Origin of the sequence: Thioclava arctica (assembly GCF_040892615.1) — a bacterium.
Classification (GTDB): domain Bacteria; phylum Pseudomonadota; class Alphaproteobacteria; order Rhodobacterales; family Rhodobacteraceae; genus Thioclava; species Thioclava arctica.
In genome coordinates, this window is record NZ_JBFRYC010000022.1 from 1 (window position 1) to 25282 (window position 25282).

Here is a 25282-nt window from a genome sequence, read left to right on the forward strand (position 1 = left end):
CCAGACGCGGAACAGTGCTCCGACGGGGCGGGGCCGCAGCCGCCACGAGGCGTTCGACCGCCGCCATAGCTGTTGGCGCGCGCAGAGCCATAATGCGGGTGATCTCGGGCAACGCGGCGAGGCTGGCATCATCGGGCAGGGCGTCCCAAAGGGCGGCCAGATCAAGGTCCCCGGGATAGGTCAGATGCAGCTGAACCAGCGTGAGGTGGCGATCCAGTGCGACCAATTTTAGGGGTGCGGGCAGGTTGGCTGTGACCGCCTCGGGCAGCCGCGTGCCGACCGGCATATAAAGCAGAACGGGCCGGTCTGAGGATGCCAGCGCATCAGCGAGATTGGCCAGAGGGGCGTTCTTTTGATCGTTCTCCAAAGTCAGGATCGTCAATGCCGGTTGCTCTGATCGACGGTGTCCCGGCTTTTCAATGCGGATGCTGCCATCAGGCAGAAAGCCCCGGCCCAGGATGCGTGTCAGATCGGGTGTTTCGTCCAGCGTGCAGCCGCGCAGCACCGTCAGCGCGCCGGGTTTGGTCACATCTGCGACACGCTCCAGCGTTCCAAAAGTTGCCGCCAGCCGCAGTGTCAGCGCAAGATCCCGCGCACCAAGGAATTTTGCTGGCATGTTACTGTCTGCGAGCCCATCGAGCGGGGGCGTTGACGTCTCTTCTTTGATGCTTCCCGTGTCAGATCCGTCTTCCTGCGCCGTTGTTTCAGGCGGCTCGGCTTCAAGATCGAAGGGGGTGTCATCGATAAGCATGTCGAAGTCGTCATACGCATCTGTTTGCGCGGCTTTGGCGGGCTGCTTGGCCTCTTTCTCGGCTTGCAGGCGACGGATGGCAGAGAGCGCGAGCGGACACCAGCTAGGGGAGAAATCGAATTGGGTCATAGCGGGCCTCATAAGGCATGGGGGGAGAGGCGGCCCCGGAAAGCGGGGCCGCGTGTTTGATCGCAAAGGCAGGGGCTTGCGCCTTTAGCGCCGGGATTTGCGGATCCGGGCCTGCCGGGCGCGCCGCTTCATCTGGCTGCGTTCAGCGGAGCGGGTTTCTTTGCGCTCAAGGCGCTTCAACTCACGCAAGATCACCGTTTCAAGGGTGGGGCGATAAATTTCGGATTTCACCTTGAGCAGGTTGATGAACTCGTGACGCGGAACAAGCTCTGCGGGATAGCGCCGCTCAAGCCGCTTGTGCAGGCGCTTTTCCATGAGTTGAGCGTAACGGCCCGAGCGCATCGGAATCTTACGCAACAGCACGCGCGGAAGGTCGCGCGAGCGCGCCAGTTGATGTTGGAGGCGGCTTTCGGGGTCGCGCGAATAACCGAGCTTGATGACAAACTTGCCGGGCTTCAACTCAAAGCGCATTGCATAAAGATAGCTCGGCTCGGTCGACCAGCTTTCGCCGCAGCCGGGGCAGGTGAAGCGGCCGGTCTGCATGTTCACGCGCGCGACGCGGGCCGTGGCACCGCAGCCATCAGTGTGGCGATAAAGGCGATAGTTGTCATTGCCCTTGGGATCGGCACTGATGAGAGTCCAACCTTGGGCCTTGGCTTCTGCCTGCTCGCGGGCTTTCTGACAGATCTCGCACCGATGCGCGACCTCACCACGCGCCACGCGTTCGACGAACGTAAACTGGCGGCGCAGCTCATGACCACAGGGCGCGCGATAAAACGCATAATGGCGATGCCTAGGATCGCGGCGCAGCATTTTAAGCCCAGCGGCATTGGATTGCGCGCGCCGGCGGGCCTTGATGCAGTGCGGGCATTCCGGATTGGCGCTCAGCACAACGGAGTGCCGACTGATGTGAACGCCGCCACAGGTCGCACATTCGAGCGCGAGGTGGTCCTTGTTCTTGACGCGTGCCACGATGCGGTAGCCTTTGGCTGTCGCGGCATCCGCCCAGTGGGCGTGGATGGTTCCGTTATAGATGGGATACTCGACATCGCCGATGATGAGCGATTTGGGAGCGGGGGCGTGCGGATTATGCTGGGTCATATAGCCAGATCTCCTGATGAATAGGGGGATACGGCGCGCCACAGGGCGCGACCGAAGGGTCGGCGGCGAGAGCCGCAGGACATGCCACCGCTGACGCGTCCGGTGAGGAAGCGATACGAAGTGGCTGTCTAGTCTCTCAAGAGATCAGGGGCAGGGCGCCCATGTGTCGAGATCATCGCCCGGCGCATAGCCTACGAGATCAAGCGCGACAAAGCTCTCAAACAGCGTCAATGCGGTCCGGATCATCGCGTTCACGCGGCGGTGGGTTGCGCTGTCTTCGGCCATCAGAAAGTGATCCGCCTTGCGCCGCGCGACATCTGCAAACCGCGCAACCTCGCCCGGGCATTCGGAGCACATGGTAAGATGCACCAGATAGGCTGCCAGCTTGAGAGGTTTGTCGGACGGGCGGGTCGGAGCCTCTTTGATGAGGGCGCTCAACGCACCGGTCACGCGCTCTTGCGCCAGTTCCGCATCCCGCAGCCAGCCAGAAAAGGCGGGGTCCCAGACGTTCACATCTGCGATGTCGCGCTCCTTCTCGATCCAGTCGGCAAACTGCCCAAGGAACTTCGAGAATTGCGTCGAGATCGGCGACGGGGTGTAGCGGGAAGTGTCTTCATTCGCGTCAAAACGCGTGATAGTCGTGTCGTTAGCCATGTTTGTCTCCTTATCCGAGATAGGCTGGTTAGAGCGAGGGTGAGAGTTGCTGCTCTTGCCTTCGCTCGCTTAATGTGGCACCATTAAACAAATAAATCAAGTGGAGATTCGGTGTCATGGAAAAAAAATCGAAAAAAGGGCGACCGAGGGTCGATACAGAACCGGTAAACCTCCGGCTTTCCAGGGAAATGATTCAGGCGCTCGACGAACGGAGAAAACTGGAAGACGATTTGCCATCCCGCCCAGAAATGATCCGGCGGGCTTTGGCGCAATGGCTTGAAGGAACGGAAGGCTAGGCGCTTGTGCTAGGACGGCTTTCGGGCGCAAACGCGCCTACAGATGATGCGCCCGATATGCAAGATTTGGCCCCCTTAAAGACTGTGGTTTCAGATTGGCAACAGACCCGATTGCAACCAGGCGGCAAAGCCTTCCTCATTGATGCGCCCGCTCGCGAGGTCTTCCATCATCGCGACGCCTGCGACCGGATCGGGACGAAACGCATAGCCATTGAGGCGTAAAAAGGTAAGGGCGGTCACGAACGCCGTGTGCTTGTTGCCGTCTACAAAGGCATGCGCTTTGGCGATGCCGAGCGCATAGGCGGCTGCAATCTGGTCCGGCCCTGAATCTCGATAAGCAGCAAGGATCACCGGCCGCGCGCAACCAATCTCAAGCAGCGCTCTGTCACGCAATCCCGCCGCGCCACCGTGTCTTGAAATCTGTCGGTCGTGGATGATGATGACGGCGGCGAGGGGAACCCAGACGGGTTCGCTCATGCCAATGCTGCAAGCAGATCGCGGTTTTCGTCCATCACGATTTCCGCAGCCTCTAAAGCGGCAGCCACCGAGGGGTCATTGGCCATAATTTTGAGGGTGCCATCGTCTCCGCGCACCACGAAAAGCGTATCGCCTTCCTTGGCATCAAGCATGGTCAACATTTCTGTCGTCAATGTCATGACGGCGGAATTGCCAACCTTACGGATTTTCGTTTCAATCATCGGCGGCCCCTGTATTCTCATATGTATATACGGCAGAAGGAGTTGCGGGGCAAGACTTGACGCGGCCTTGGCCGCGCGCGCGAAAACCGGACCGGGGCGTTTGTTCTTGGTAACTGACGCTATGGCGGTAGCGGGAACGGATCTAAGCCATTTCACGCTGAATGGCCGCACCATCGAGCGCCGCGAAGTTCACTTGACGCTTGCTGACGGGACGCTGGCGGGCGCTGATATTACGCTACCGCAAGCCATCTCGATATGCATCGCCACGTCGGCCTTACGCGTGCTCAAGCCCTGGCAATGGCGACGCGGGCCCCAGCCGAGGCTATCGGTTTGGCGAGGGATATCGGTCATTTGAATCCCGGCGCACCGGCAGATTTCGTTTACCTGAATGATGATTTGAGCCGTGTTTTGGGAGGGGTAGACACCAATCCTTGAGCGTCTGGGCCGCTTCAAATACATCGCGCAAGCCGGCAAGCATTTCCCGCGACGTTCCGCCAATTGCCCGGTCTAGGAATGCACTCGAATTTCCGTGGGCGCTGCCACAATAACCCGCCACGATCGTTGATCTCCACCTTCGCAGCTTGGGCATGTGAGGCAGCGTCGCCAGCGCGTTGCGTAATGCGATTATGCCCACCCTTCAAGCCCAGATTTCCGGTTAGGTTAGAACCTGAAAGAAAATGGTCCCATTTCAGGATGTTATCGAGCCTGTCGGCAGAGGCCGGTTGATGCGCTTTCAGGCTGCTCGGGATGACCTGTTATCCACATTTTTCTCGCAACACAGACATTCTTGATTGTGAAATTTTCGCGCTCAGAAACTATATTGTTTTTAGGGCGCCCGTGCGTTGATCGCCCCGAGTATTGAGATGAATAAATTTATGGGCTCGCGAGAATAGAAAGGTGTCGGATGGCTGGTTTGAATGAGACCCCCTCAACAGATGCGAATGCTTCGGAAAGCGCGCCCGAGGCGGCGCGCACGCAGTTTAAATTTTCAGTGACTTCGCAGCAGACGGCGCAGATCAAAAAGGCGTATCGACGTTCCGCTCATACGACGCAGTCTGCCTTTCTGGCCGCGGCCGTTCTGAACTATATTGAGGATCAATCTTACGATGGCGCGCCCGAATTGGGGCGCTTGGGCAAGCTGCTTAACGAGATCCGCGCGCTGGCGAATGGTCGTAAAACGGCAGTCAACAAGGCGCAGGCCGAGTGGCTGATCGAAGAATTTCTTGAAGCATTGCGCAGGACGGTTCGGTGACGCGGCCGTTCCTGAAATTTCACGCTGACGCAACGGCCGCGCGAGACTATGTCTTTCGTCGCGGCGCAAAACTCGTCGGAGGCACCTTGCCGTTTCTGACGCCAGGGCAGGTCTGTGACGATCTCGATCTTTTGCGCCGCGGTAGGCAAATTCTGCACATGACCCTGTCGCTGCCTGAGGGGCTGCGCGCCGATGACGCGCGATGGATCAAGATCGTTGAGCTAACCTTGGAAGAGCTTGGCGTGATCCCCGATCGGACGGCCTGGATTGCGGGGCGTCACGAGGATTCAAATTGCGATCACGTTCATGTCGCGGTGTCGCTGAGCGACTTCAGCGGGCATAATCTGGTCGTGCAAAAGAAGCGCCATGTGCTCGATCGCATACATCAAAAAATCAATCGCATGATCGGACTTGAGGTGCCAGCGTATTTCTCACCTCAGGTGCTGACGCTCGATCCGATTACACCAAAGCGCAACCTGACCTCGCCTGACACGCGTAACCTACATGCGGCATTACAACAGATTTTTTTGCGGGTGCAGCCGGGCGATATTGAAATCCTCGCGGCGCATATGGCGGGCCCGGAGTTTGGATATCGTCATGAGGTGCGGGAAAACCGACACGGATCGCGCAGTCATTTCTGGATCTCGAAGACCGGGGTGGAAATCAACTCCAGCAATTTGGGTCTGGCATGGGAGCCGCGCTTTGTTCTTAAACGGCTGAAACTGGCGCGCGGCTTGCGAGACCTCCGCGCGCGCCTGGATTTGTCACGGGCGCTGCGGGCCGCGCGTCACCCCCTTAACCACATTTTGGAGAGACTTGATGACCTCAAAAAACGATATGGCCACATGGGAATGGCCCGAGCCCTCAAAGGCGTTGCTCGATCAGTTGATGAACATGGATTCGCACATCATCAGACTGTTCCCGCTTCTGGACCTGCTGAACCAACCCGAGGGGGAGGAGCAGGGTCTGGTCGAGCGGCTGATGGCCGTGTTGGAAGCACAAGCAAAAGCGCAGGAGGCGGTGGAAGCGCGGCTGACGAAAGTAGAGGGACGCCTCAACCAGATATTGGAGCAGAAATCGGACGCAACTCAAAGCGCGACCGACACGCTTTTGACAGAGCAAAACAGAATGTTGAGGGAGCTGTTGGATATTTTGGCACCGATCCGCAGCTAACACTTGGGGATATCTTGCGCCAAGCCCTTGGCGTGTGTCGCGAGCTAGGATTGCGCCCCAAGGTTTGGCATGCCGCGCCGGGGGAAACTGCTCTCGACGTCCTCTGGGCAGATGGGTCCGTAACGCGCGTGTTTGGACGCGAGGTGAAGATAGTCCGCCCCGGCGAGCAAGCGAGTGCGTTTGAACGTGCCTATCGAAACGATCATCTGGAGGTTGACGCCCAAGAACGATCGGACGCGCATGTTGAAAACCAAATCGAAACCGCCTGCGATGGTTTAGCGGATCACGAGGTAAGCGTTGAGCCCGATGAGACCACGTCCGATCCCGACGACGATTTTGCGGGTCCGGGTTGGTAAGATCTGCAATCGCCGCGTCCCCAATCTAAAAGCACCCGCCTTGGATGCGCGTTGATATCCGCCCTTATGCATAGTTTGCTTTTCTTTCTATTGAGCGCGCTTGGATGGAAAGATTTTTTATCATGTCATTGGTTTGGATATTGAAAGATCGACGCCGCATGCTTGGTCTGTCGCAAGCGCAGGTCGCCAAGCGTGCGGGCATCAGCATTCCCACATTGCGTGAGTTGGAGACTAGCCAAGGCACCATCCGCTCACTGACAGCTGTTTTGGCGGTGCTTGATCTGCGCTGGGCCTGGGCCCAAGCGCCGAGAGTGCTGTTGAGACGCTTCGTGAACGCCGCAAATTTCTCAAGATTTCGCAGGCCGAACTGGCCCGCCGCGTTGGTTTCAGCCGTCTCACAATCATTAATCTTGAAAAGACCTTCGTGGGTCGCGTTCCGACGCTGCTAAAAATGCTTGCGGTTCTTCGAATTCGCAAACTGTTGCAGACAAGCGCCGCTGAGAAGGGGCGCCCGCTGATCCCGGCATCGAACGGCTCGGAACACGATATCGTCATGACGCAGCCCGCGCTTGCGCGCGTGATTATTGTGCATTTCTCGCATGCCATGTCGGGTAAAATTCTTGATCCATCGCGCGGGGAAGGGGCCTTCTACAACCAGTTTCCCAGTCATCTCGAGCGGGATTGGTGCGAAGTTTCTGAGGGGCGCGATTTTTTCACCTGGGACGAGAGGGTGGATTGGGTGATGACAAATCCACCCTGGTCGCAAGTCAGGGTGTTTACCCAGCATGCGATGCGGGTTGCGGATAATATTGTCTGGCTTGCCCCATTGACGAATATTACGACGAAAGCGAGGTTGCGCGATCTCGAAGAACACGGCTTTGGCGTATCGGAACTACTCTTTGTCGACACGCCAAAAGGGGATGGCTGGCCGCAAAGCGGGTTTCAGATCGTCGCGGCGCATCTGAGTAGGGGGTATCGCGGCGACTGGCGAGTTGGAAGGCTTTAGGTCGTTTTGGAACAGCTCGATTGTGTTCGGACTCCCGAGATACTGGTGTCGGCGGTCATCCTTGGGAGTCACGCCGAAAGGTAGAGGTGGCAATTTTCGAATACATAATGGCGATTACGCAGTCGAAAGTAGGTTAAATCGTATGGCATGACCTTTTCACATCGGACAGGGCATGTTCGATGGCATTCTACCAGCACGTCGCCAACCGGACGTATGAAGTCGAGCGGGCATCGGATTTTGCATGGGGTGACCCGGATGAGTGACAATGATCCACGAGGAAGAAGGAAAACGAGCTTGACCCAAACGCCCAATTAGAGAAGCAGCCGTTCTCCGGAGCAGGTCGTTCCGCGCCGCAACTTCCCTGAACCGGCCATTCACGCGTGGCGCAGCATTATTGACGTGCCAAGGTTGGCAACGTGGGACAGAGTGAGATCTCGCCAGAAACGAGGCAACGGCCGCGCTCCCGGCAAATCCACCTATGCCTAAACGCTCACGCCAAAGATTTTTCCGACAACGGAAGTGATGGCCATAGCCGCCGCGCCCCAAAATAATACGCGGGCTGTTGCGCGCAGTTTTGGTGCTCCGCCGACTTGGGCACCTAAGGCACCTAGGCCTGCTAGGCATATCAAGGTCGTAATAACGACGGTAGGGATAATCCTATCGCTTGGCGCAAAAATGGCGGCGGCGAGCGGCAGTGCTGCTGCGACCGTAAACGTAAGTCCAGAGGCAAGCGCCGCCTGCAATGGATTTGCGCTATGCACTTCGGACAGTCCAAGCTCGTCACGCACATGAGCGCCGAGTGCATCTTTGACAGTTAACTCCCGTGCAACCAAGGCCGCGGTTTCGAGGGACAGTCCCCGTGACTGATAGATCGATGCCAGTTCCGCTTCTTCCGCTTCTGGTGTGTCGATGAGGGCTTGTTTTTCGCGAGCGATGTCAGCGCGTTCGACATCGGACTGCGAACTGACCGAAACATACTCGCCAGCGGCCATCGACATAGCACCTGCAGCAAGCCCGGCAGCACCAGCCACCAAAATAGCCGTTGGGCTGGGGTCTGCAGCTGCAACGCCGACGATCAGCGATGAAACTGAAACGATGCCGTCATTGGCACCTAAAACAGCCGCACGCAGCCAACCTGCGCGATTGATGTAGTGCAATTCTTCATGCGCAGATTTGTAGGGTAAGCTCATCGTGATCTCCGTCAAGAATGGGCAAATGCACATTTCCATATCGGTTGCTTATATATTCGAAACACTGTCTTAGCTATCTGCAAAATCGGCATATGAGCACTAGCCAAACACGGTAAACTTGGGCTCGGATCCGTCCTGCGGTAGTGCGGCGTTCAAACTTTCGCTTTGGACCTCTGCCTGCCCATTCTCAGTGCCGCGACAGTTGACCCTAGTCAGCCCGCTCTAGCGGTTCATGCGCGGCGCTGCATGAATTTGGTCCTATGAGGCTGCAAAGCGGGACTTAGCCGTGGTCTTTGGATTGATCATGACGTCCTTTCTCCAGACGGTGTGGAATGCTGAGGTCGCGGATGTCGAGCTATTCCAAAGATCCGAGCGGAGTGAAGTTACATCTTCTCCTTGACGCCTTTTTCGATCAGCCACCAGTTAACCGGGTAAGCGGTCACGAACCCGCACCACATGGCGATCTGCATCATGAACCAAAATTCAACACTGTTCACTTCAAGCGTAGTGCCGAGGAGGTCCGCGAAGATCCAGAAATGCGCGATGGCCATAAAGCCATACATCCCGATCTGCCATGAGGTCAGTGAGAGGACGTCTGCTTTGATCGCTTGGATGATGCCCTCCTTCACGGAGAGGTCCCTCATGGGTTTAATCGTGAAATACTGGAAGGCCACGCCGATCACGAGCGCGAAGAAATAGTCTACCATCCACGCGGCGAAAATCTTATCGGCAAAGAGCGTTTTCCAGCCAAACCAAGTCGCGATCACTGGAACGAAAAATAGCAACCACTCGGCGATGATATCCCCAAGCGTGCAGCCACTGCCGCAGTGTGATGTGCCCTTCGCCACCATCATCGGAAACGGCGTGTATTTCTTATTTGGGGGCGTCTCACCCTTCTCCATCGCTGGATGCATTTTGCTGTGAGCAGCAAGCTTCCCGTAGGAAAAGTAGGCCCAGAGAGCGATCACCGATCCAAACAGCGCGACGACGGGCCAAACCACATTCATGATCCACATATGCTGGGGGGCCTTCGCCTCGTCCCAAGCGATTACGAGTGCGGAAATTGCACCAGAAATCAAAGAGATGAAGGATAGTATCTGCAGCCAGTCAGGTATCATGATTAACTCCAAAATTGCGATAGTGTGATAGAGCATCTTTTCCCATCACAACTATTGATCTCACACGAGGTTCCCCATGACATTCGCAACCAAAAACCGAGTAGCCGCATCCTGCGAGTCAGAGCGTTGATTTTGAAAGCTTTCCTGAGGTGCCCCAAGCTAAAATCGCAGACGACATAGGTTCTTGGTCCGGCATGCCACCTTGGGGTTCCGCGGGTTAGGGGCCTTTGCAATTTGTCGCAGTCTCGACTGGAACACTCGACCAAGCTTGCCACTCTTCTGGGCTGGTCAGGATCACCGGCATCGCCTTGGGATGCACGGCGGCCACCTCGGCATTGGGTGGGCAGGTTAAGAAGGCAAAGAGGTCGTCTTCGGTTTCACCATGTTTCAGCTTGCGCACCGATCGCCAGCCGCAGATTTCGATCCCGGCGAAGAACATCGTGATGCCCGGATCAGCCGGTCCGAACCACTGGTTGCCGCCTTTGACTGGCTCGGCGAAGGCCGTAATTGCCTCAAGGCAACGATGCTCAGGACCGAGCCAGCGCCGCCAATGCGGCGATTTCAGGTTGCGCACGTTTGGCACGCCCGGGTCACGCTGCGTCTTGAGCACTGAGGGCGGCGAGGGCCTTCCTCAGCGCGCCGTGACCAACTCTAATTTGCCATCTGAGTGTCGGATGATGGGCGCTAACTGATCGGGGCAAAATTTCCCCAGCGCGAGGTTGCCCACACGATCCGAGAGGCCGCTGAAGAGCCCGCGCATTGCTTCCTGCGTCGTCGTGTTGCTGTAGACGTCGCAAATGGTTTCAGGCCTTCTCATCGCGCCAGATCCAGCGTACAACCTGCCGGACTGGACGACGGACGGTCAAGTCGCTCAGATCGGATGACCCAAACGCTCAATTAGAGGGACAGACATTCGTTCCAAGCGCAGCGGAGGTCTTCTGACAAGCGCCGCAGGCTAAGCACATTTGGCTAACGTGTCACTTCTACGTGATGCATGACCTGGATCAAGTAGGTCATTTTTTTAAAGGGATATCTCTTTTTTATACTAGGAAGACTGAAGGGAGAGGAACATGGAAATCACGAGACGCACCGCTATCGTCCTCGCTTTGGCGGCCCTGCCGGCGTTGGCGATCACGCCCGCAATGGCCACAGAGACGACCACCGTGAAGGTTTCACTGTGGGACAAGGGTGACAATTCGATGGACGACCTAGGAAGCGTCCCGCCTATGGGTTTTAACATGGTTGGTGCCAGCGAACTGACCCAGCAGGCGACGATGGGGGTCACAGCGAAGCCCTCATCCGTTTCTGCGGGCAAGGTCACATTCGAAGTGAAGAACGACTCCAAGGGGACTGTGCACGAGATGATCGTGGCACCGATCCAAAGTGCGACCGAAGAGCTGCCCTACAACAAAGATGAGATGCGGGTAGACGAAGATAAGGCTGGCCATCTTGGCGAGGTATCGGAACTTGACCCCGGCCAGAGTGGTTCGCTGACGGTGACGCTGAAGCCGGGCGAATACATCCTCTACTGCAACATCCCTGGCCACTACGTCATGGGCATGTGGACGTTGCTCCACGTGGAGTAATCCCGATCACAACTATCGGAGCAACGTATCAGCAACGTCATCATGGCTTTGTTGCGCACATGGCTTGAGGGGGGGCATCTCCTGAACCAGCGTGATAGCTGGTGGGTATGAGCAGTTGGGTCACCACGAAATACAAGAACAAGAATTAGTCGAGCCATAACACCACGTTGAAACGCCGAGGATCGTAGTCGCGCTGGTTCGACCCAGAGATGATTTGAGTTCCGCCGCCACGCTGTCAATCGCGCTCCAGGCGCCGGGATCGGCCTTGCGCAGGGCGGCGGCGTTGTCGTCCCACAGCGTCTCAAGATCAGTGATCCGCTGTTTGGCGGCGGCCAAATCGCCGGTTTGGGCGATTGTCTGGGTGTCGGTGACGATCTGCTCATAGCTCGACAGATCGCCCAAGCCCGCCGGGGCTGAAGTCGAGGGGCCGGTCGGCTTAACCGTCTCGACCAACGCAAATCCCGCAACGGGTATCGTGATCAGGGCGACGGACAAAAGAAGATTTCTCATGTGGGGCTCCATTCACACGCGATGCGTAGCGCATCGTGGCGAAAGGAATACCCGATCAGAGGTGTCAGAGTTTCGCGGCGATCTTTCGCTTTTGTAAGAACCGCTGCTTTCAGCGCAAATCGATCAACGCAATGGCCGGCTGACCGACTGGCGTTAGCGTTCCAGCGCTGACTGCCAGTCCTTTCGCGATCAGACCTTTGGCAAGCGCGCTTGCAAGGTCGGGCGCGGGTATGGCGTCTTCCAGATCAAACCCGTCATCGCGCGTCAGCGTGCCCACCCAAAGCCGGATGCCTTCGGGCCGGATGAACCGCGTGGACCACAATCTTAGACGCGGCTGATCAAGCTCAGAAGTCTTGCCCTGCAAGCTGAGGGCAAGATCATTGGGCAGCGTGTTCCAAAAGAGCGGCGCCAACGCATCCCCGGCCCCCGAGCGATCCCGCATATCGCCGATCGCGGTTTTCACCAGCCCGCCAAGCGAGGGCGCGGCGCTCAGCGTCCAACCCTGCGCCGTCAGCGCCCCGCGTAATTGTGCCTGATCTTTGGCCCAGAAGGCGATGTTGATCGCAAATTTGCGTTCTCCGGACAGGGTATGGGCCGTTGCGGGCAGCGTGTGGTCGCCAAAAAGTCCGACAGCCGAACTAATCTGCACATTGCCCCCAAGCGCGGGGGAGGGGTTGAGCGCCTTGGAGTAATCGCTCACACGCAGCCCCGCATAGGCGATCAGACCAAGCGACACCACCAGCGCGGTGATCTTGTGCCAGTTTAGGGGCTGCACCTTCGGTGCGGCGCGCCCGTGCATCATCCATTCCGCCACCGCGATCCCCGAAATCAGGCACAGCCCGCCTAGCACCCAGCCCGCCAGAACGTCGCTGAGATAGTGTTCGACCAGATAGAGGCGGCTCAGCCCGATCAGACCGGCGACGAGGGTGGCAAGGAAGGCGGCCATCACCGCCCCCATCCGTCCCAACCGCCAGAGCAGGTAGAACAGCATGCCGTAAAAGGCGACCGAAAGCGTGGCGTGGCCGGATGGAAAACTGCCCGTAGTCTCGGTAAAATACCCAAGCGCCGAGCGCGGCCGGCCAAACGCCGTCTTAAGCGCGACGACCGAAATCAGATCGGTCCCGAGCGCCACCAACAAGCCGACCAACAGGCCCGGACGCCGCAGCAGCACCAGCCACAGCACCGCCAGCGCCAGAACCGCCGCCACCAGCCGCGTATCGCCAAGTGCTGTGATCCAGGTGAAAACCTGAATCAGCGCTGGCGTCCAGAACAGATGCATCAATTGCGCCAGCCGTGCGTCGATTTGCACAATCGGCTCGGCGCGCACGAAATCAAAGGCCAATCCAAGCCACAGCGCCGCCAGATAGGCAAAGGCCACGCCCAGCACCGTCGCAGGCAGCCCGGTAAAATGGGTCCGGTCAAGACGCCGGGTCAGAAACTGCGCGATGCGCGGATGCCGTGCGCCCCAGCTATCAATGCGCGGATGGCGCGCGATCTCATCCATCACCCCGCCCGCCATCGCCAGCAGATGGGGCAAGGTGCGGTCCAACTGGCGCAGCGTCCACCACAGCAGCGCTGCCAGCACCGACAGCACCGCGACGAATAGCGCGGCGCGCGTCATCATCGGGCTAAAGCGCGACAGACCACTGCCCAAGCCATAACCAAAGGCGAGATGGGCCAGCGCGTAGGGAAAGCCGCTCACAATGTTCCAGATGCGAAACCGGCGAGTCTCCATCCCTGCGATGGCGGCAGCAAAGGGCACGAAGGCAGCAACCGGGCCAAGGAACCGCCCCAGCACCAAGGCAAACCCGCCGCGTTTGGCAAATAGGCGTTGGGCGCGTGCGAAGGCGGGCATGGCCTCGACATTCCAGCGCCCCAGCATGCCGCGACGCGCGCGGCGACCAAGCCAGAAACTGGCCTCCCCGCCAAGGATTGAGCCAATCGCCACGAACCATGCGAGATCAAAGAAATCGAGCATCCCCTGCTGCACCAACACCCCGCCCGCATCCACGATCAGCGTGCCGGGCACAAAAATTCCGGTCAGCAAGAACGCCTCAAGCGCCGTCGCCGCGCCGATGATCCAATACCCAAGGATGCCAAGCGCGGCGAGAGAGGGCAGTATCTCGTGAATTGAACTCAGCATGTCAGTCCTTCGCGATCAGGTTACGTGCGCCGCCTGAGATCAGCATGGCGACCTCTACCACTTCGAAATAGGGCGAGCCCCCCGGAGGCAAGGCGACATAGCGCGGCTGCCAGTCAGGGCGAAATTTATTCTTGAAGCGGCGCAGACCCTCAAAGTTGTAAAACGCCGCACCATGACGGAAAATCAAATTTCCGAACTGGCTTGGCATATGCGCTGAAGGGCGATCAGAAAGTGGACGTTCGCCGCGGTTCACGCAAACGTCCGCGAAGATCAGAGAGCAGACCGTCGCCGCACGCACCAAAGAGCGACCGGAAAGCCCAGCGTTCGGCTCTACAAGTCAGGTGGAGCTCGATAAACCGGGTCAGACTGATCCTCATTCTTGGACAAGACATTGCACAGATCGTTCTTCAGACGCCCCGGCGAAGATTAACTCCTTGTCAAAGGATGCTTGTCGCGAAACGATCAAGCTTGCTGTCCTCCCGGTAGAGCAGACGAACAGCGATGGCAGCGACGATCCCAGTAGCAGCCCCGCCCAAGACGTCGGAAAGGTAATGGGTGCCGACATAGACGCGGGACAGGCAGACTAAAATTGCCATGGCGAAGAACGCCAGCGTCCGTCGCGGTAGCTTCTGCAGAGCAAAGGTCATCGCGACCGACATCGAGGCCGTCGCGTGGTCGGATGGGAACGACCAGTCTGCACTCTTCGCGATCAGGAGATGCGACATGCCAGCGTCATAGGGGCGCACACGGTGAATGAAGAGAAGGACACCCTGGTTGATCGCAAGACCCAGCAGGAAGGCAAGCCCGGCGCAGATCGCGACGTGACGCACATGTTGCCGATCTTCCCGGCTCCACCATTGTAAGACGACCATCAGGACAATGAAGGGCACCCCGACTTTCGTGATCGCGATCATTATGGGATCGAAGAGAGGGTTTTGGCCTGCAAAGGAGTTGATCCACTGGGTAATCGCGACGTCCATTGTCTGCCTTTCATTGCACGAGGTTGATCACGGAATGCAAGTCATTGAGGACCGCATCCATCAAGCCTGAAATGTTAGTGTCACTTTGAAGGGATTGCACGCGCTGACCGAGATAGCTGGCGGACTTGTGTTCTAGCTCGTTTCCGTGCCGGCGATGCTTCATTGGGTGATCTTCTATCACAGGAGCCGCTGATGGAAAATCCTCGCAACTTCGTCGCCACGCACATAATGAACGCGGCACAGCAACAGAGCGGATCGACCCGGGCCCTCTATACTCTCTACCTGATCAGCCAAGGGCTGATCAAAGCTGCCTTGATCGTTGGGTTGCTGCAAAGAAGCTTTTGGTCGATCAAGGGACCGAAGCCACTCCCGTCCCAAGATTAGCAAGCCAAGGCGCAACCAATCTTGCGGTTCTGACAGTTTAACTTTCCCCTTCAATTCCCGTCGCGGGCGGCCTGCACCGCTTGCATTCGGTCTGGCCAAGTTGAGCGGATGAAGCCGAGAATATCGAGGATCTCGCCATCATTGAGGGTTCCGGCGAAACCGGGCATGCCGCTGGCGAAATCCGCGACCCCAAGAATGGCCCGGCGGGTCGGTTTGAAGTTCTGCATTTCAGTTGATCCCGTTGGCGCGCTGCAATTCGCGCACGTAAGTGACGATATTTGCGGTGTCGGCGCGGGTCAGGCCCTCTTGCGGCGGCATGTTTCCAAAGCGCCAGTGATGGGCGCGCACGCCTGCTTGAACCGCAGCGAGAAAGGCCATGTCGCCGTGATGCGAGGGCTCGTAGATCTTGTGCACCAGTGGCGGTCCGAACCCCGCCTTGCCGGTCGCGTTCTTGCCGTGACAGGTGATGCAGGTCGACTCGAAGGCGCGCTTGCCCATGACGGCCTGCGCAGAGAGGGTTTCGGGAAGGCTGATGGCGACAAGCGCAGCGCCTTGTGCAGGCGTCGCGGCCTCTGCCTCGGTGGCGGGGTCAGGGCGTAGCGACAGCCAGACGCCCCCGGCGATCGCTGCGGCCACCGCAGCGTAGAGTATGTAGGTCTTCATATAGATATCCAATGCGATCAGACGCGCCTTCGCGGGCGCGTGAAACAGGGTCCGCGCGCGCAGGCGCAGGACGTGCGAACGTTTGATCGATCAGATGCGGGGGGGTGGCAGGTCGAGCTGGGGCTCATGCGCCGGTGGGGCCGGTATGTCGGCGGGCCGCAGCGGCAAAGACAGATCGGCTCGGCTCAGAGAGAGCTCGGGCGAAAAGGTGAGAGTGGCCGAGACCAGCATTTCCGCATGCGGACAGGGCATGTCCTGCGCGGGTTGACCCGCGTGATGCCCATCGGGACAGGCCGTGCAATCTGCCATGGTGAGCGCGTCCATCGCGCGGGTATGGGTCATCGCCGCAGCGGGCGCACCCAACTGCGACAGGCCCATCATCGCGACCAGCCCGAACATGAAGATATGCAGCGCCTTGCGCATGTCTGCTCCCGCTTCTCCCTATCCATATCTGGTGGGCTTGCGCGCGCCTGTCAATCGCCGCGTAGGCCCATCAGTTCGTCAAGGATCGCGCAATCGGGAGCATCGTCGCCGTGACATTGCGCGATGAGCCCTTCAAGCTGCCCCTCCAATGCGGTGAGAGACGCGATCTTTTCGCGCACCGCTTCCAGATATTGTTGCGCAAGCGCGCGCACGTCGCGGCTTGCGCGGTCCTCGTCGGCACTCAACACGAGCAGGCGACGACATTCCTCAAGCGAGAAGCCAAGGTGACGCGCCTGCGCCAAAAGCCGCAACTGCTCGACGCAAGCCGCAGAAAAATCGCGATAGCCATTCGCGCGTCGGTCCGGCGTGACGAGGCCGATTTCCTCGTAATAGCGGATGGTCTTGACCGGCAGCCCGGTCTGCGTCGCGGCGGTCCCGATATTCATCTGAACATTCCTCCTGAGCGGCAAGATAAACCCTCTAGTAGCTGGAAGGCAAAGTCACGCTTGCATGATTGCATCCCTCGCAGGTGCTATTGCATCAACACGCCGTGAATATAGCGCAAAAAGGCGCTTGAATCGTCCAACATCCATTTTCGCCCCTTGAGCCTCCACCTACTGGAACCCCTATCTCTGCCTAAAGATGTCGGCAGATGCCGATGTTCAAAGCTCTCGATCAGGAGAACGCGCATGGACATGAGCGCCAGAACCAACAACGAAACAAGCGCTCTTGAAACACTGTCCGTCGATGTCGAGGGCATGACTTGCGCGTCTTGCAGCAGCCGCGTGGAGCGTGGCTTGAATAAGCTGGAAGGCGTTTCGGGCGCCGGGGTGAACCTCGCAACAGAGCGCGCTGAGCTGCATTTTGACCCCAAAAGAATCTCGACGGACCAGATCGTCGCGGCCATCCGCGAGACCGGTTACACGCCGATCAGCACAGAGATCGAACTGGCTGTTGAGGGTATGACCTGCGCGTCCTGCGTGGGTCGGGTTGAGCGCGCATTGACGAAGTCGCCCGGCGTAATTGATGCAAGCGTAAACCTTGCCACCGAACGCGCAAAAATCACTTTTCTGCCTGCCATGACGGATGCAGATGCGCTTGCGGCGGTGGTGAGCGATGCTGGCTACGAAGCTCATCCGATCGCTGACACCTCAGAGGCGAGCGAGACCCAGGCAGAGCGACGCCGCGCCTCATTGCGTGCGATGGGGCTGGATCTGGCGATTGCGGGCATCCTCGGATTGGCGATTGTCGTCTTGGCCATGGGCGGGACGTTCATCCCCAGCTTTGATCGAGCACTTACTGCGCTCAGTCCTTTCACGGGATTCTGGGAATGGGTGCAGTTCGCGCTTGCTAGCGTGGTAATGTTCTGGCCGGGACGCCGCTTCTTCCGGCCCGGCTTGATCGCCTACCGCCACCTCTCTCCGGATATGAACTCGCTTGTGGCTACTGGCACCGGCGCGGCCTGGATCTACAGCACCGCAGTCTTGCTGGCTCCCAGCCTATTCCCGCCCGAGGCACGTCACGTCTATTTCGATTCCGCAGCCGTGGTGATCGCTGCAGTGCTGGCGGGAAAGTATCTTGAGGAAATCGCCAAAGGACGAACGTCTGCGGCCATCCGAAAGCTCGTAGGGTTGCAGGGAAAAACCGCGCGCAAGCTGGATGAGCAGGGAATGGAACACGACGTGCCCGTCGCGCAACTTCGGGTCGGTGATCGTCTCGTTGTGCGCCCGGGGGAACGCATGCCGGTAGATGGCCGTGTCGTCGAAGGTCGCGCCCATCTTGATGAATCGATGCTCACGGGCGAACCCCTTCCGGTCGCGAAAACTGCAGGAGACGATGTTGTCGGAGGCACGGTCGATCTGGATGGTCGGCTGGTCGTCGAGGCAACCTCGGTTGGCAGTGATACGGTGCTGGCCCAGATCATCAAGCTTGTTGAAAGCGCGCAAACCGGCAAGCTTCCGATTCAAGGTTTGGCTGACCGGGTCGTGCGGGTGTTTACCCCAATCGTGCTGATAATCGCGGTGCTAAGCTTTAGCGCCTGGATGCTGATCAGCGGCAATATCAGCGAGGCACTGGTTGCGGCGGTTGCGGTGCTCGTGGTTGCATGCCCCTGCGCGATGGGGCTTGCAACGCCTGCGGCGATCATGGTCGGCACCGGTCGCGCAGCGGAACTGGGGGTTTTGTTTCGTAAGGGCGAAGCGCTCGAGACCCTGTCACATGTGGATACGGTGCTGTTTGACAAAACCGGGACCCTAACAGAGGGGCGGCCTGTGCTGGTCGATAGGGTCGAACCCAAACCGGGCGACGCGCTGCGCCTTGCGGCCGCGTTGGAGGGCGCATCAGAACACCCGCTCGCCCGCGCCATCGTTGCTGCGGCCAATGAACGCGATCTTGATCTTCCCGCGGTCACAGATTTTCGCGCCATCGCTGGTAACGGAATCGAGGGGCGCATCGACGGCAAACTGGTGCGCGTTGGCGCGCGCCGTTTCATGGAGCTTGAAGGTGTTGCCCTTGATGACCTCGTCGATAAGGCCCACGAGCTCGAAGGCGCGGGGCGCACCGTGATCTACGTTGCCGCCGATCGCGAAGCCTTGGCGCTGTTCGCCATCGCTGATCGGGTCAAACCCGAAGCGCACTCAGTGGTTGAGGCCCTGCGCGCGCGCGGCGTGAACGTTGCGATGGTAACGGGGGATGCAAAGGCAACTGCTAGGGCCGTCGCCGACCAGCTTGGCATCAAGGACGTTCATGCCGAGGTCTTGCCGCAAGACAAGGCGACGGTCGTGACCGACCTTCAACAGAAGAACCACCGGGTGGCCTTTGTCGGAGATGGTATCAATGACGCGCCCGCGTTGGCGCAAGCCGATGTCGGGATCGCGCTGGCAACCGGGACAGATATTGCCATCGAGGCGGCCGATGTCACCCTGACACGGGGACAGCTTGACGAGGTCATCACGGCGCTGGATGCGGCGCGGCGCACGTTGAATAACATACGCAGCAACCTGTTCTGGGCGTTCTTTTACAACATCATCCTGATCCCGATTGCCGCTGGGCTCGCCGCCCCCTTCGGCATCCATCTTAACCCGATGGTGGCCGGCGTTGCCATGGGGCTGTCGTCGGTCTTCGTGCTGGGCAACAGCCTGCGGCTGCGCCGCCTTGGCGCGTTCCATAATGCGCAGACATCCCAATCATCACAAATCCCAAAAGGAGATCTAAAATGAGCCAATTCACATTCGCCGTATCCAGCCCCGAAGGGTTCAAAGCAACCGTCGAGCGCGTGACTGAAGCGTTGAAAGAAGAAGATTTCGGCGTTCTGACGACCATTGACGTGGCAGCCACCCTCAAGGCCAAGCTGGATCTTGATCATCGTCCCTATGTCATTCTTGGCGCCTGTAATCCGAAATTTGCGCATCAGGCACTTGAGGCTGAGCCAGATATAGGTGCGCTCCTTCCGTGCAATGTCGTTGTTCGCGAAGAGACGGACGGCAAAACGACGGTGCTGTTCATGGATCCTGCCGCCGTGCTGGGAATGGTTGGCAATCCCGATGTCGATCGTCTGGGCCATGAGGTGGCAACCAAACTGAGACGGGTGGCTGACACGCTGGCTGCTTGAAACATCGAAAACCGTCAAAGGAGATGAAAGATGAACAATACGAACCTGAAAATCACGGGCATGACCTGTAATCATTGCATGCGCGCCGTCACGAAAGCCCTTGAGGCCGTCTCGGGCGTGCAAAGTGCCGAGGTAACATTGACGCCCGGCTCAGCCGTGGTGACCGGGTCAGCCGATCCGGCCGCCCTGATCGCGACGGTGCAGGAGGAAGGTTACGAGGCAGAGGTTCAGGCCCATGCCTGAAGTGATCGTCTACACCAGCCCGGGCTGCCCCGACTGTGCCGCGGTGAAGCGCTATCTTGACGCGCAGGGTGTCGCGTTCGAGGAGCGCGACCTGTCCCGCCCCGGGTTGGCCGACGAAGCGAAATCACGCTACGGCGTGCGCGTCGCGCCCATCACCGTCATTGATGGCGAAGCGTCTTACGGAACCTTTGCCGCCCAGAAGGCGCGCTTGGAAGTGGCATTCGGTCGGGCGAGCTGACTTCAGTTTGAGACAGGAGACCTCTATGAAACTCAAGTCGATTTTGTATTGCGGAGGCTTCATCGGCGCCTTGGCCACCCTTCCGCTAGCGCCAGCCCGCGCCCAAGGAATGATGGGCGGAGGCCACGGCATGATGGCGGGTGGCCGCACGATGGGGATGGGAGGCGCTTCGGGTGGCTCCGCAGCTGCAACGGGAGGGCAAGGGTTATATCAGCAGGATTGCGCGTCGTGCCACGGTGAGAGCGGAACGGGCGGGATGAAGGTTGGGGGCGCTGTCAGTTCCGATCTGCGCGCGCCGGGCTTGGAAAAAATGTATCACGACAACGACACTCTACTCGCGCGGGCGATCCTGACAGGCGTTGATGCGAAAGGCCAGACGCTCGACCCCGCGATGCCCAGATGGCGCGGCAGTCTTAACTCAAAGCAAGTGCAAAGCATCATCGACTATCTGAAAAGCTTGCATGGCTAGGGCGTTGATGATGTAAGCGCCCCCCCGACGGCATCTGTGTGCCAAGGTGGGTCTTTGAGGATCCACAAAGGGGAGCGGTCATGTCGGAGATTATCACGGTCGGGCTCGATCCGTTGGCTGACAGGCGAATGCGTAGCAATCGCCGATAGGCTGGCAAAGAATGTGTTTCAAGCCCATGGAGCCGATGGCGCTGGTCGAGCGGTTCTGCGCAAAAAGCTGCGGCGGTCGCAGGTGTTGGACTTTTTCAGCCAGCTGCCCCCTTGTGTCGTCGCGATGGAAGCCTGTGGCGGTGCTCATTTTTGGGGACGAGAGATCGGCAAGCTGGGCCATGACATTCGGTTGATCCCGCCTGCCTACGTCAAACCCTTCGTGAAGCGCCAGAAGAACGATGCTGCCGATGCAGAAGCGATTTGCGAAGCAGCCGTGCGCCCGACGATGTGTGACCCGGCAGGCGATGCCTGCATCGCCGAGAGGGCGCTTCGTGCCGGTGAAGAGCAAAGAAACGCAGGGAGCGGCAATGATCTTCCGTGTCCTGGAGTTGCTGATCCGGCAGCGCACGCAGGACATCCATGCCTTGCGCGGCCATCTCACCGAGTTTGGCCAGATTGTGCCGCAGGGCGCGGCCAACGCCTCGAAACTGATCGCTATCGTCGAGGACGCGGACAACGCCCTACCTGTCGATGCCATTCCCACGCTTCAGGTGCTCGTTTCAGCTCTCTTACATCTGAGGGCGGAGATCGCGAAGCTCGACGCCGAGATTGCGCGGCGAGCCAAAGAGAATGACGTTGCTCGACGGTTGATGACGGTGCCGGGCGTTCGTTGGTCCACTGATCGCCATGGCTATCGCGGTCCTTGCCCCGCCACCGGAGACATTCCGCAAGGCACGAGACTTTGCCGCTTGGCTGGGTCTGGTGCCACAGCAGCATTCAACCGGAGGGAAACAACGCCTCGGCACCACCACTAGAATGGGCGAGCGATCCTTGCGACGCTTGCTGATCATCGGCGCCAACAGCGTCATCATCAAGCGACATGTCCATGCTGCCGCCAAGCCCGGCACGTGGTTGGGCGGGATGCTGACACGCAAGCCACCGATGCTGGTGCGGGTGGCGCTGGCGAAGCAAATGGCGCGCATCGTTTGGGCCCGTATGGCCCGGGGTGGCGTCTACCAGGCTCCGGCCACGGCAGCGTAAGCGAGCGTAGGTCGCGAGGACGTCGGAGCGGAAGACAGGTCGCAGCGGCACAGCCGCCTCTGGTGCGGGCCGCATGATCGATTGCCCCCTGCGAGGCTGCGTCGCGGTCATGGCCACGATGCATGGCAAAGAGGCGGTTTTCGGGCCAGCCCCTGACGCTAAATGTTGAAAAGTCTCGTCGGTGGGCCGCACTGCCGCCATCTTTGCCTTAAACACCACGCTTGAACGTTATCCGAATGGCGGAAAAAGGTGTCGAGCGCTTCGAAGATATCTTCGGGAGCAATGTTGGTTCCGCTGGTCCTCCAGGCAAGGCTATTTCCGACCGGCGCATACGCTTGATTTTTGCCCCCTTACGGCACGAGATGCATACCGCTCGAGCCTCGCCGGCGAAGCTAGCCGCCCGGTCCTGGCCCTAATTTCGATGCGGGACCGGGCCAGGCAGCGATAGTCCGACGCGACGGTAAATCGCAACCTTTGGTTGTCAAATGGGCCCCTCGGGGATAAGCTGGTGCATGCAATATGAGAGAACTAATTGGTTCAAAATAAGAAAAAATTGGCCCCGAATGATGGAGGCAGAGACATGAAATGCGAACAGTGTCCCGTTCGCCATAGAGCAGTTTGCGCCCAATCCGAATGGGATGATCTGGGCCAGCTCGAGTCTATGAAGTTCTATCGCAGCTTCGAGCCCGGTCAGTTGATCACCTGTGAAGGCGACCGCATGGATTTCGTGGCCTCTGTGGTGTCCGGCGCGGCGACGTTGACTCGTATAACGGAAGATGGCCGCGCGCAGATAGTCGGGCTGCTTTTGCCCGGCGATTTTCTGGGCAGACCAGGGCGCGAAACCGCCGCATTCAACGCAGCCGCCGTCAGCAAGCTCGTGCTGTGCTGTTTTCGCCATAAGCCCTTCAACGAGATGATGCAGAAAACGCCGCAGATCGCCCACCGGCTTCTCCAGATGTCTCTCGACGAACTGGACGCCGCGCGCGACTGGATGCTGCTTCTGGGTCGCAAGCTTGCGCGCGAAAAGATCGCTTCGTTCCTCTTGATCATCGCCAAACGCAAAGCGGCGCTACACAATTCCCAGCTAGGCGGCCGCATGGAGGTCGAATTGCCGCTGAGCCGCGCAGCAATGGCCGATTACCTCGGCCTGACACTTGAAACCGTCAGTCGTCAGATCAGCGCACTGAACCGCGAAGGTATGATTGAACTGACAGACAACCGCTTGGTCATCCTGCCCGATTTCGGCCTGCTCGCAAACGAAGCGGGTGGCGACTCGCCCGGCGTCTGGATCATCTGAAAATCCGGGTGCCCGATTAGGTCGCGCCGCGCCTATGAGCGCCATGTCACGCCATCTATCGCAATGAAATAGGCCCGGCGAATTATGATCGGTAAGCTCGACCGGTCGTTCGGTCCTGGATGGTTTCCCAAACCGGCCCACTGAAATCGACGAAACCCACGACTTTTCTTGAGGGCTTCAACATCTAGCGACAGGGGCTGGGCTTTTGGGCCGACTCTTTTGAAGCAGCTTGGTCTTTCGCTGGTCTTGACGCACCACATCGACACGGATGCCTTGGGAACCTTCACCGGAGAAATTTCCGGATCGGCACGATCAAAGAGGTGGCGCGCAAGAAGGCCTTGCTTGGCATGGATATCTCGGGGTGCGATCTTGGTCTTGCGAGCGAGGGAGCTTATGGTTCGCATCCGCATCTGCTGCTGATCCCGGCGGATTTTGATGTCGCCGCGTTCGTTGATAGCAGGACCGGCCAAGAGCTGACCGAAAAGATGGCCGATGAAGCCCCGATTTATGACCATGTTACACTCGCGCCCAACGATGATGCGCGCGGCTTCCTTGAACCGATCGGCTTTCCGGCCCAACGCGTGATCATTAAGCCCGGGGCAAGCGATACCGGGCCATGCATAGCGAAGGGAATAGGGGATTTCGAGGCTTTCACGACTAATCGCCATTCGGCACAGCTTGTCTCTTTCGATGAGCAGGTTTTCGTTCAGACCGTTATGCGGGTCACCTTGCGCACCGTGTTCCGTGACGCCCGCAGTTGACGGCATATCTGCTTGATCGACTTACCTTGGATGAAGCGCGCACGTCTGATCTTCGCAATCGTCTGCACAACCAACATCCCCAACTCGCTCCCTCATGCATCTGAGGAAGCATCAAAACAGAAATATCAGGGGGGTCACTTTTGGACGTCGATTACCCCGATAATGGGGTCAATCTTGGGCTCTGACTCAATTTCTGTGGCGCGGTCATGCCGAATGCTGAAGGCGCGCCAGAAGAAGGTCGATACCTGCAGCGCCATACATCTGCCGTTTCAACATCTTCAGCCTGTTGATCTGGCCTTCTGTCTGGCCGTTGGACCAAGGCTCGCGCAGCGCCGCCGCAACCGCGTCCAGATCGGCGGAGAGCCCGCGCGCAAAGGCTGCCAGTCCAGACGCCTTTGCTTGATCCAACCAAGCTGCCAGCCCGCTCTCCTCGCCATTGCGGATCATGGAGGTAAAGGCGTCGAGGAGCCGACGGTCCTGCGCCAGTTGCGGCAAAGCATGTTCGATCTGCGCGACGAATATGCTGTCGGCCTTCGAGAGGTGATGCCGACCAGAGGTCATCATGCGGGCGATCTTGCGGCTTGGAGGACTTTTGCCTGAGCCGTGCGGGATGGCAGCCTCGGCTCGGCGCTGGCGCGTGGCCCATTCCCCGACCACGCGGAGACTTCCTTGGAATCCGTTCGCTCGCAGCCGGCGCCAGAGTTCAGCGCCATTGCGACATCCGTCCTGCCAATGCTGTTCGAGCAGCGGGAACCAAGGCGTCAGGCTGCTTTGGCGCAGCCGGAAAACGTCTTCCCGTTCGCCGCGCAGGACGCGCCGAACCAGGCCCCGGCTCAGACCAGTGACCCGGACGATCCGCTTGATGGGCACGCCTTCGGCCCCCATCCGCTGGATCAGCATGTTGGTTTTCTGGCGCCGTTGAAAGCCTTCGAATTGCAGGCGTTCCGCCGCCGTCAGAATGCCGGGATCCAGTTCAGCGCTGCAGGCCGTTCTTCTTATGACGGGCATTGCTCGACGGACGGCGGCCAGAAACGCATCGCTCGCGTTCTGCAGGAGATGCC

Annotated in this window: 31 protein-coding genes and 2 pseudogenes; 16 read left to right on the forward strand and 17 right to left on the reverse strand. The window is 58.9% G+C overall.

What is annotated here, in order from left to right:
• The 3 genes and pseudogenes from AB4874_RS18765 to AB4874_RS18775 form a co-directional block, all read right to left on the reverse strand.
• A pseudogene (locus tag AB4874_RS18765) lies at positions 1-880 on the reverse strand (hypothetical protein); the annotation flags it as partial.
• A gap of 84 nt (positions 881-964) precedes the next feature.
• Entirely contained in the window at positions 965-1981 is a 1017-nt protein-coding gene (locus AB4874_RS18770; RefSeq protein WP_368393134.1) for a GIY-YIG nuclease family protein, read from the reverse strand.
• A 144-nt stretch (positions 1982-2125) separates the two neighbouring features.
• A complete protein-coding gene (locus tag AB4874_RS18775; protein WP_368393135.1) occupies positions 2126-2635 on the reverse strand; it encodes a hypothetical protein in 510 nt (169 codons plus the stop codon).
• 116 nt (positions 2636-2751) lie between these two features.
• Between AB4874_RS18775 and AB4874_RS18780 the strand changes: the two genes are divergently transcribed.
• Positions 2752-2931 carry a ribbon-helix-helix domain-containing protein gene (locus tag AB4874_RS18780; RefSeq protein WP_081847184.1) on the forward strand — a complete coding sequence of 60 codons (180 nt, stop codon included), beginning with the start codon at positions 2752-2754 and terminating at the stop codon, positions 2929-2931.
• A 90-nt stretch (positions 2932-3021) separates the two neighbouring features.
• On the opposite strand, the gene AB4874_RS18785 is transcribed toward AB4874_RS18780, so the two are convergent.
• Positions 3022-3408 carry a type II toxin-antitoxin system death-on-curing family toxin gene (locus AB4874_RS18785; RefSeq protein ID WP_368393136.1) on the reverse strand — a complete coding sequence of 129 codons (387 nt, stop codon included), beginning with the start codon at positions 3406-3408 and terminating at the stop codon, positions 3022-3024.
• Positions 3405-3629 carry an AbrB/MazE/SpoVT family DNA-binding domain-containing protein gene (locus AB4874_RS18790; protein WP_368393137.1) on the reverse strand — a complete coding sequence of 75 codons (225 nt, stop codon included), beginning with the start codon at positions 3627-3629 and terminating at the stop codon, positions 3405-3407. The genes AB4874_RS18785 and AB4874_RS18790 overlap by 4 nt, the downstream gene beginning before the upstream one ends.
• Positions 3630-3926: 297 nt before the next feature.
• Here AB4874_RS18790 and AB4874_RS18795 point away from each other — a divergent pair, with 297 nt between their 5' ends.
• The 5 genes from AB4874_RS18795 to AB4874_RS18815 all read left to right on the forward strand — a co-directional run bounded on the left by AB4874_RS18795 (position 3927) and on the right by AB4874_RS18815 (position 7416).
• Positions 3927-4064 carry an amidohydrolase family protein gene (locus tag AB4874_RS18795; protein WP_368393160.1) on the forward strand — a complete coding sequence of 46 codons (138 nt, stop codon included), beginning with the start codon at positions 3927-3929 and terminating at the stop codon, positions 4062-4064.
• A 469-nt stretch (positions 4065-4533) separates the two neighbouring features.
• Positions 4534-4881, forward strand: coding sequence for a hypothetical protein (locus AB4874_RS18800; protein ID WP_368393138.1), 348 nt, complete (start codon positions 4534-4536; stop codon positions 4879-4881).
• Positions 4878-6410, forward strand: coding sequence for a relaxase/mobilization nuclease domain-containing protein (locus tag AB4874_RS18805; RefSeq protein WP_368393139.1), 1533 nt, complete (start codon positions 4878-4880; stop codon positions 6408-6410). Before AB4874_RS18800 ends, AB4874_RS18805 begins: the two co-directional genes overlap by 4 nt.
• A gap of 104 nt (positions 6411-6514) precedes the next feature.
• The gene (locus tag AB4874_RS18810; protein ID WP_368393140.1) at positions 6515-6859 is read left to right on the forward strand and encodes a helix-turn-helix domain-containing protein; all 345 of its coding nucleotides are present in this window, start codon (positions 6515-6517) and stop codon (positions 6857-6859) included.
• A 104-nt stretch (positions 6860-6963) separates the two neighbouring features.
• The gene (locus tag AB4874_RS18815; protein WP_368393141.1) at positions 6964-7416 is read left to right on the forward strand and encodes a hypothetical protein; all 453 of its coding nucleotides are present in this window, start codon (positions 6964-6966) and stop codon (positions 7414-7416) included.
• Between the two features lie 482 nt (positions 7417-7898).
• Here the strand turns inward: AB4874_RS18815 and AB4874_RS18820 are convergent, their stop codons facing one another.
• The 3 genes from AB4874_RS18820 to AB4874_RS18830 all read right to left on the reverse strand — a co-directional run bounded on the left by AB4874_RS18820 (position 7899) and on the right by AB4874_RS18830 (position 10298).
• Positions 7899-8606 (reverse strand): VIT1/CCC1 transporter family protein, encoded by a 708-nt coding sequence (locus tag AB4874_RS18820; protein WP_368392989.1) that lies wholly within the window; start codon positions 8604-8606, stop codon positions 7899-7901.
• 383 nt (positions 8607-8989) lie between these two features.
• Positions 8990-9724 carry a DUF4396 domain-containing protein gene (locus AB4874_RS18825; RefSeq protein WP_368393142.1) on the reverse strand — a complete coding sequence of 245 codons (735 nt, stop codon included), beginning with the start codon at positions 9722-9724 and terminating at the stop codon, positions 8990-8992.
• Between the two features lie 217 nt (positions 9725-9941).
• Positions 9942-10298, reverse strand: coding sequence for an SOS response-associated peptidase family protein (locus AB4874_RS18830; RefSeq protein WP_368393143.1), 357 nt, complete (start codon positions 10296-10298; stop codon positions 9942-9944).
• A gap of 496 nt (positions 10299-10794) precedes the next feature.
• Between AB4874_RS18830 and AB4874_RS18835 the strand changes: the two genes are divergently transcribed.
• Positions 10795-11310, forward strand: coding sequence for a plastocyanin/azurin family copper-binding protein (locus tag AB4874_RS18835; protein ID WP_368393144.1), 516 nt, complete (start codon positions 10795-10797; stop codon positions 11308-11310).
• A gap of 120 nt (positions 11311-11430) precedes the next feature.
• Here AB4874_RS18835 and AB4874_RS18840 read toward each other — a convergent pair whose 3' ends face one another.
• The 4 genes from AB4874_RS18840 to AB4874_RS18855 form a co-directional block, all read right to left on the reverse strand.
• Entirely contained in the window at positions 11431-11820 is a 390-nt protein-coding gene (locus AB4874_RS18840) for a hypothetical protein (protein WP_368393145.1), read from the reverse strand.
• A gap of 109 nt (positions 11821-11929) precedes the next feature.
• A complete protein-coding gene (locus AB4874_RS18845; RefSeq protein ID WP_368393146.1) occupies positions 11930-13963 on the reverse strand; it encodes a bifunctional DedA family/phosphatase PAP2 family protein in 2034 nt (677 codons plus the stop codon).
• A 1-nt stretch (position 13964) separates the two neighbouring features.
• Complete coding sequence (locus tag AB4874_RS18850; RefSeq protein WP_368393147.1) at positions 13965-14216, reverse strand: phosphatidylglycerol lysyltransferase domain-containing protein; 252 nt, start codon at positions 14214-14216, stop codon at positions 13965-13967.
• 184 nt (positions 14217-14400) lie between these two features.
• Entirely contained in the window at positions 14401-14943 is a 543-nt protein-coding gene (locus tag AB4874_RS18855; RefSeq protein ID WP_368393148.1) for a phosphatase PAP2 family protein, read from the reverse strand.
• A 192-nt stretch (positions 14944-15135) separates the two neighbouring features.
• Here AB4874_RS18855 and AB4874_RS18860 point away from each other — a divergent pair, with 192 nt between their 5' ends.
• Entirely contained in the window at positions 15136-15327 is a 192-nt protein-coding gene (locus AB4874_RS18860; RefSeq protein WP_368393149.1) for a DUF2127 domain-containing protein, read from the forward strand.
• Positions 15328-15377: 50 nt separating this feature from the next.
• Here AB4874_RS18860 and AB4874_RS18865 read toward each other — a convergent pair whose 3' ends face one another.
• From AB4874_RS18865 to AB4874_RS18880, 4 genes are all read right to left on the reverse strand, one after another.
• The gene (locus AB4874_RS18865; RefSeq protein ID WP_368393150.1) at positions 15378-15554 is read right to left on the reverse strand and encodes a hypothetical protein; all 177 of its coding nucleotides are present in this window, start codon (positions 15552-15554) and stop codon (positions 15378-15380) included.
• Position 15555: 1 nt separating this feature from the next.
• Positions 15556-15990: a c-type cytochrome gene (locus AB4874_RS18870; protein WP_368393151.1), complete on the reverse strand. Its 435-nt coding sequence runs from the start codon at positions 15988-15990 to the stop codon at positions 15556-15558.
• Positions 15991-16080: 90 nt separating this feature from the next.
• Positions 16081-16413 carry a hypothetical protein gene (locus tag AB4874_RS18875; RefSeq protein ID WP_368393152.1) on the reverse strand — a complete coding sequence of 111 codons (333 nt, stop codon included), beginning with the start codon at positions 16411-16413 and terminating at the stop codon, positions 16081-16083.
• A 50-nt stretch (positions 16414-16463) separates the two neighbouring features.
• Entirely contained in the window at positions 16464-16859 is a 396-nt protein-coding gene (locus tag AB4874_RS18880) for a MerR family transcriptional regulator (protein WP_368393153.1), read from the reverse strand.
• A gap of 249 nt (positions 16860-17108) precedes the next feature.
• Here AB4874_RS18880 and AB4874_RS18885 point away from each other — a divergent pair, with 249 nt between their 5' ends.
• The 8 genes and pseudogenes from AB4874_RS18885 to AB4874_RS18925 all read left to right on the forward strand — a co-directional run bounded on the left by AB4874_RS18885 (position 17109) and on the right by AB4874_RS18925 (position 24221).
• The gene (locus AB4874_RS18885) at positions 17109-19631 is read left to right on the forward strand and encodes a heavy metal translocating P-type ATPase (protein ID WP_368393154.1); all 2523 of its coding nucleotides are present in this window, start codon (positions 17109-17111) and stop codon (positions 19629-19631) included.
• Positions 19628-20023: a DUF302 domain-containing protein gene (locus tag AB4874_RS18890; protein ID WP_368393155.1), complete on the forward strand. Its 396-nt coding sequence runs from the start codon at positions 19628-19630 to the stop codon at positions 20021-20023. The genes AB4874_RS18885 and AB4874_RS18890 overlap by 4 nt, the downstream gene beginning before the upstream one ends.
• 30 nt (positions 20024-20053) lie before the next feature.
• Positions 20054-20266, forward strand: coding sequence for a CopZ family metallochaperone (locus tag AB4874_RS18895; protein ID WP_368393156.1), 213 nt, complete (start codon positions 20054-20056; stop codon positions 20264-20266).
• Positions 20259-20504, forward strand: a complete 246-nt coding sequence (locus tag AB4874_RS18900; protein WP_368393157.1) for a glutaredoxin family protein — start codon at positions 20259-20261, stop codon at positions 20502-20504. Before AB4874_RS18895 ends, AB4874_RS18900 begins: the two co-directional genes overlap by 8 nt.
• 25 nt (positions 20505-20529) lie before the next feature.
• Positions 20530-20973 (forward strand): c-type cytochrome, encoded by a 444-nt coding sequence (locus AB4874_RS18905; RefSeq protein ID WP_368393158.1) that lies wholly within the window; start codon positions 20530-20532, stop codon positions 20971-20973.
• Positions 20974-21090: 117 nt separating this feature from the next.
• Positions 21091-22163: pseudogene (locus AB4874_RS18915) on the forward strand (IS110 family RNA-guided transposase).
• A 580-nt stretch (positions 22164-22743) separates the two neighbouring features.
• Complete coding sequence (fnrL, locus tag AB4874_RS18920) at positions 22744-23460, forward strand: transcriptional regulator FnrL (RefSeq protein WP_368393161.1); 717 nt, start codon at positions 22744-22746, stop codon at positions 23458-23460.
• A gap of 347 nt (positions 23461-23807) precedes the next feature.
• Positions 23808-24221, forward strand: a complete 414-nt coding sequence (locus tag AB4874_RS18925; RefSeq protein WP_368393162.1) for a DUF6671 family protein — start codon at positions 23808-23810, stop codon at positions 24219-24221.
• A 204-nt stretch (positions 24222-24425) separates the two neighbouring features.
• Here AB4874_RS18925 and AB4874_RS18930 read toward each other — a convergent pair.
• The coding region (locus AB4874_RS18930; protein ID WP_368393159.1) for a transposase at positions 24426-25282 on the reverse strand (857 nt) is incomplete at its 5' end.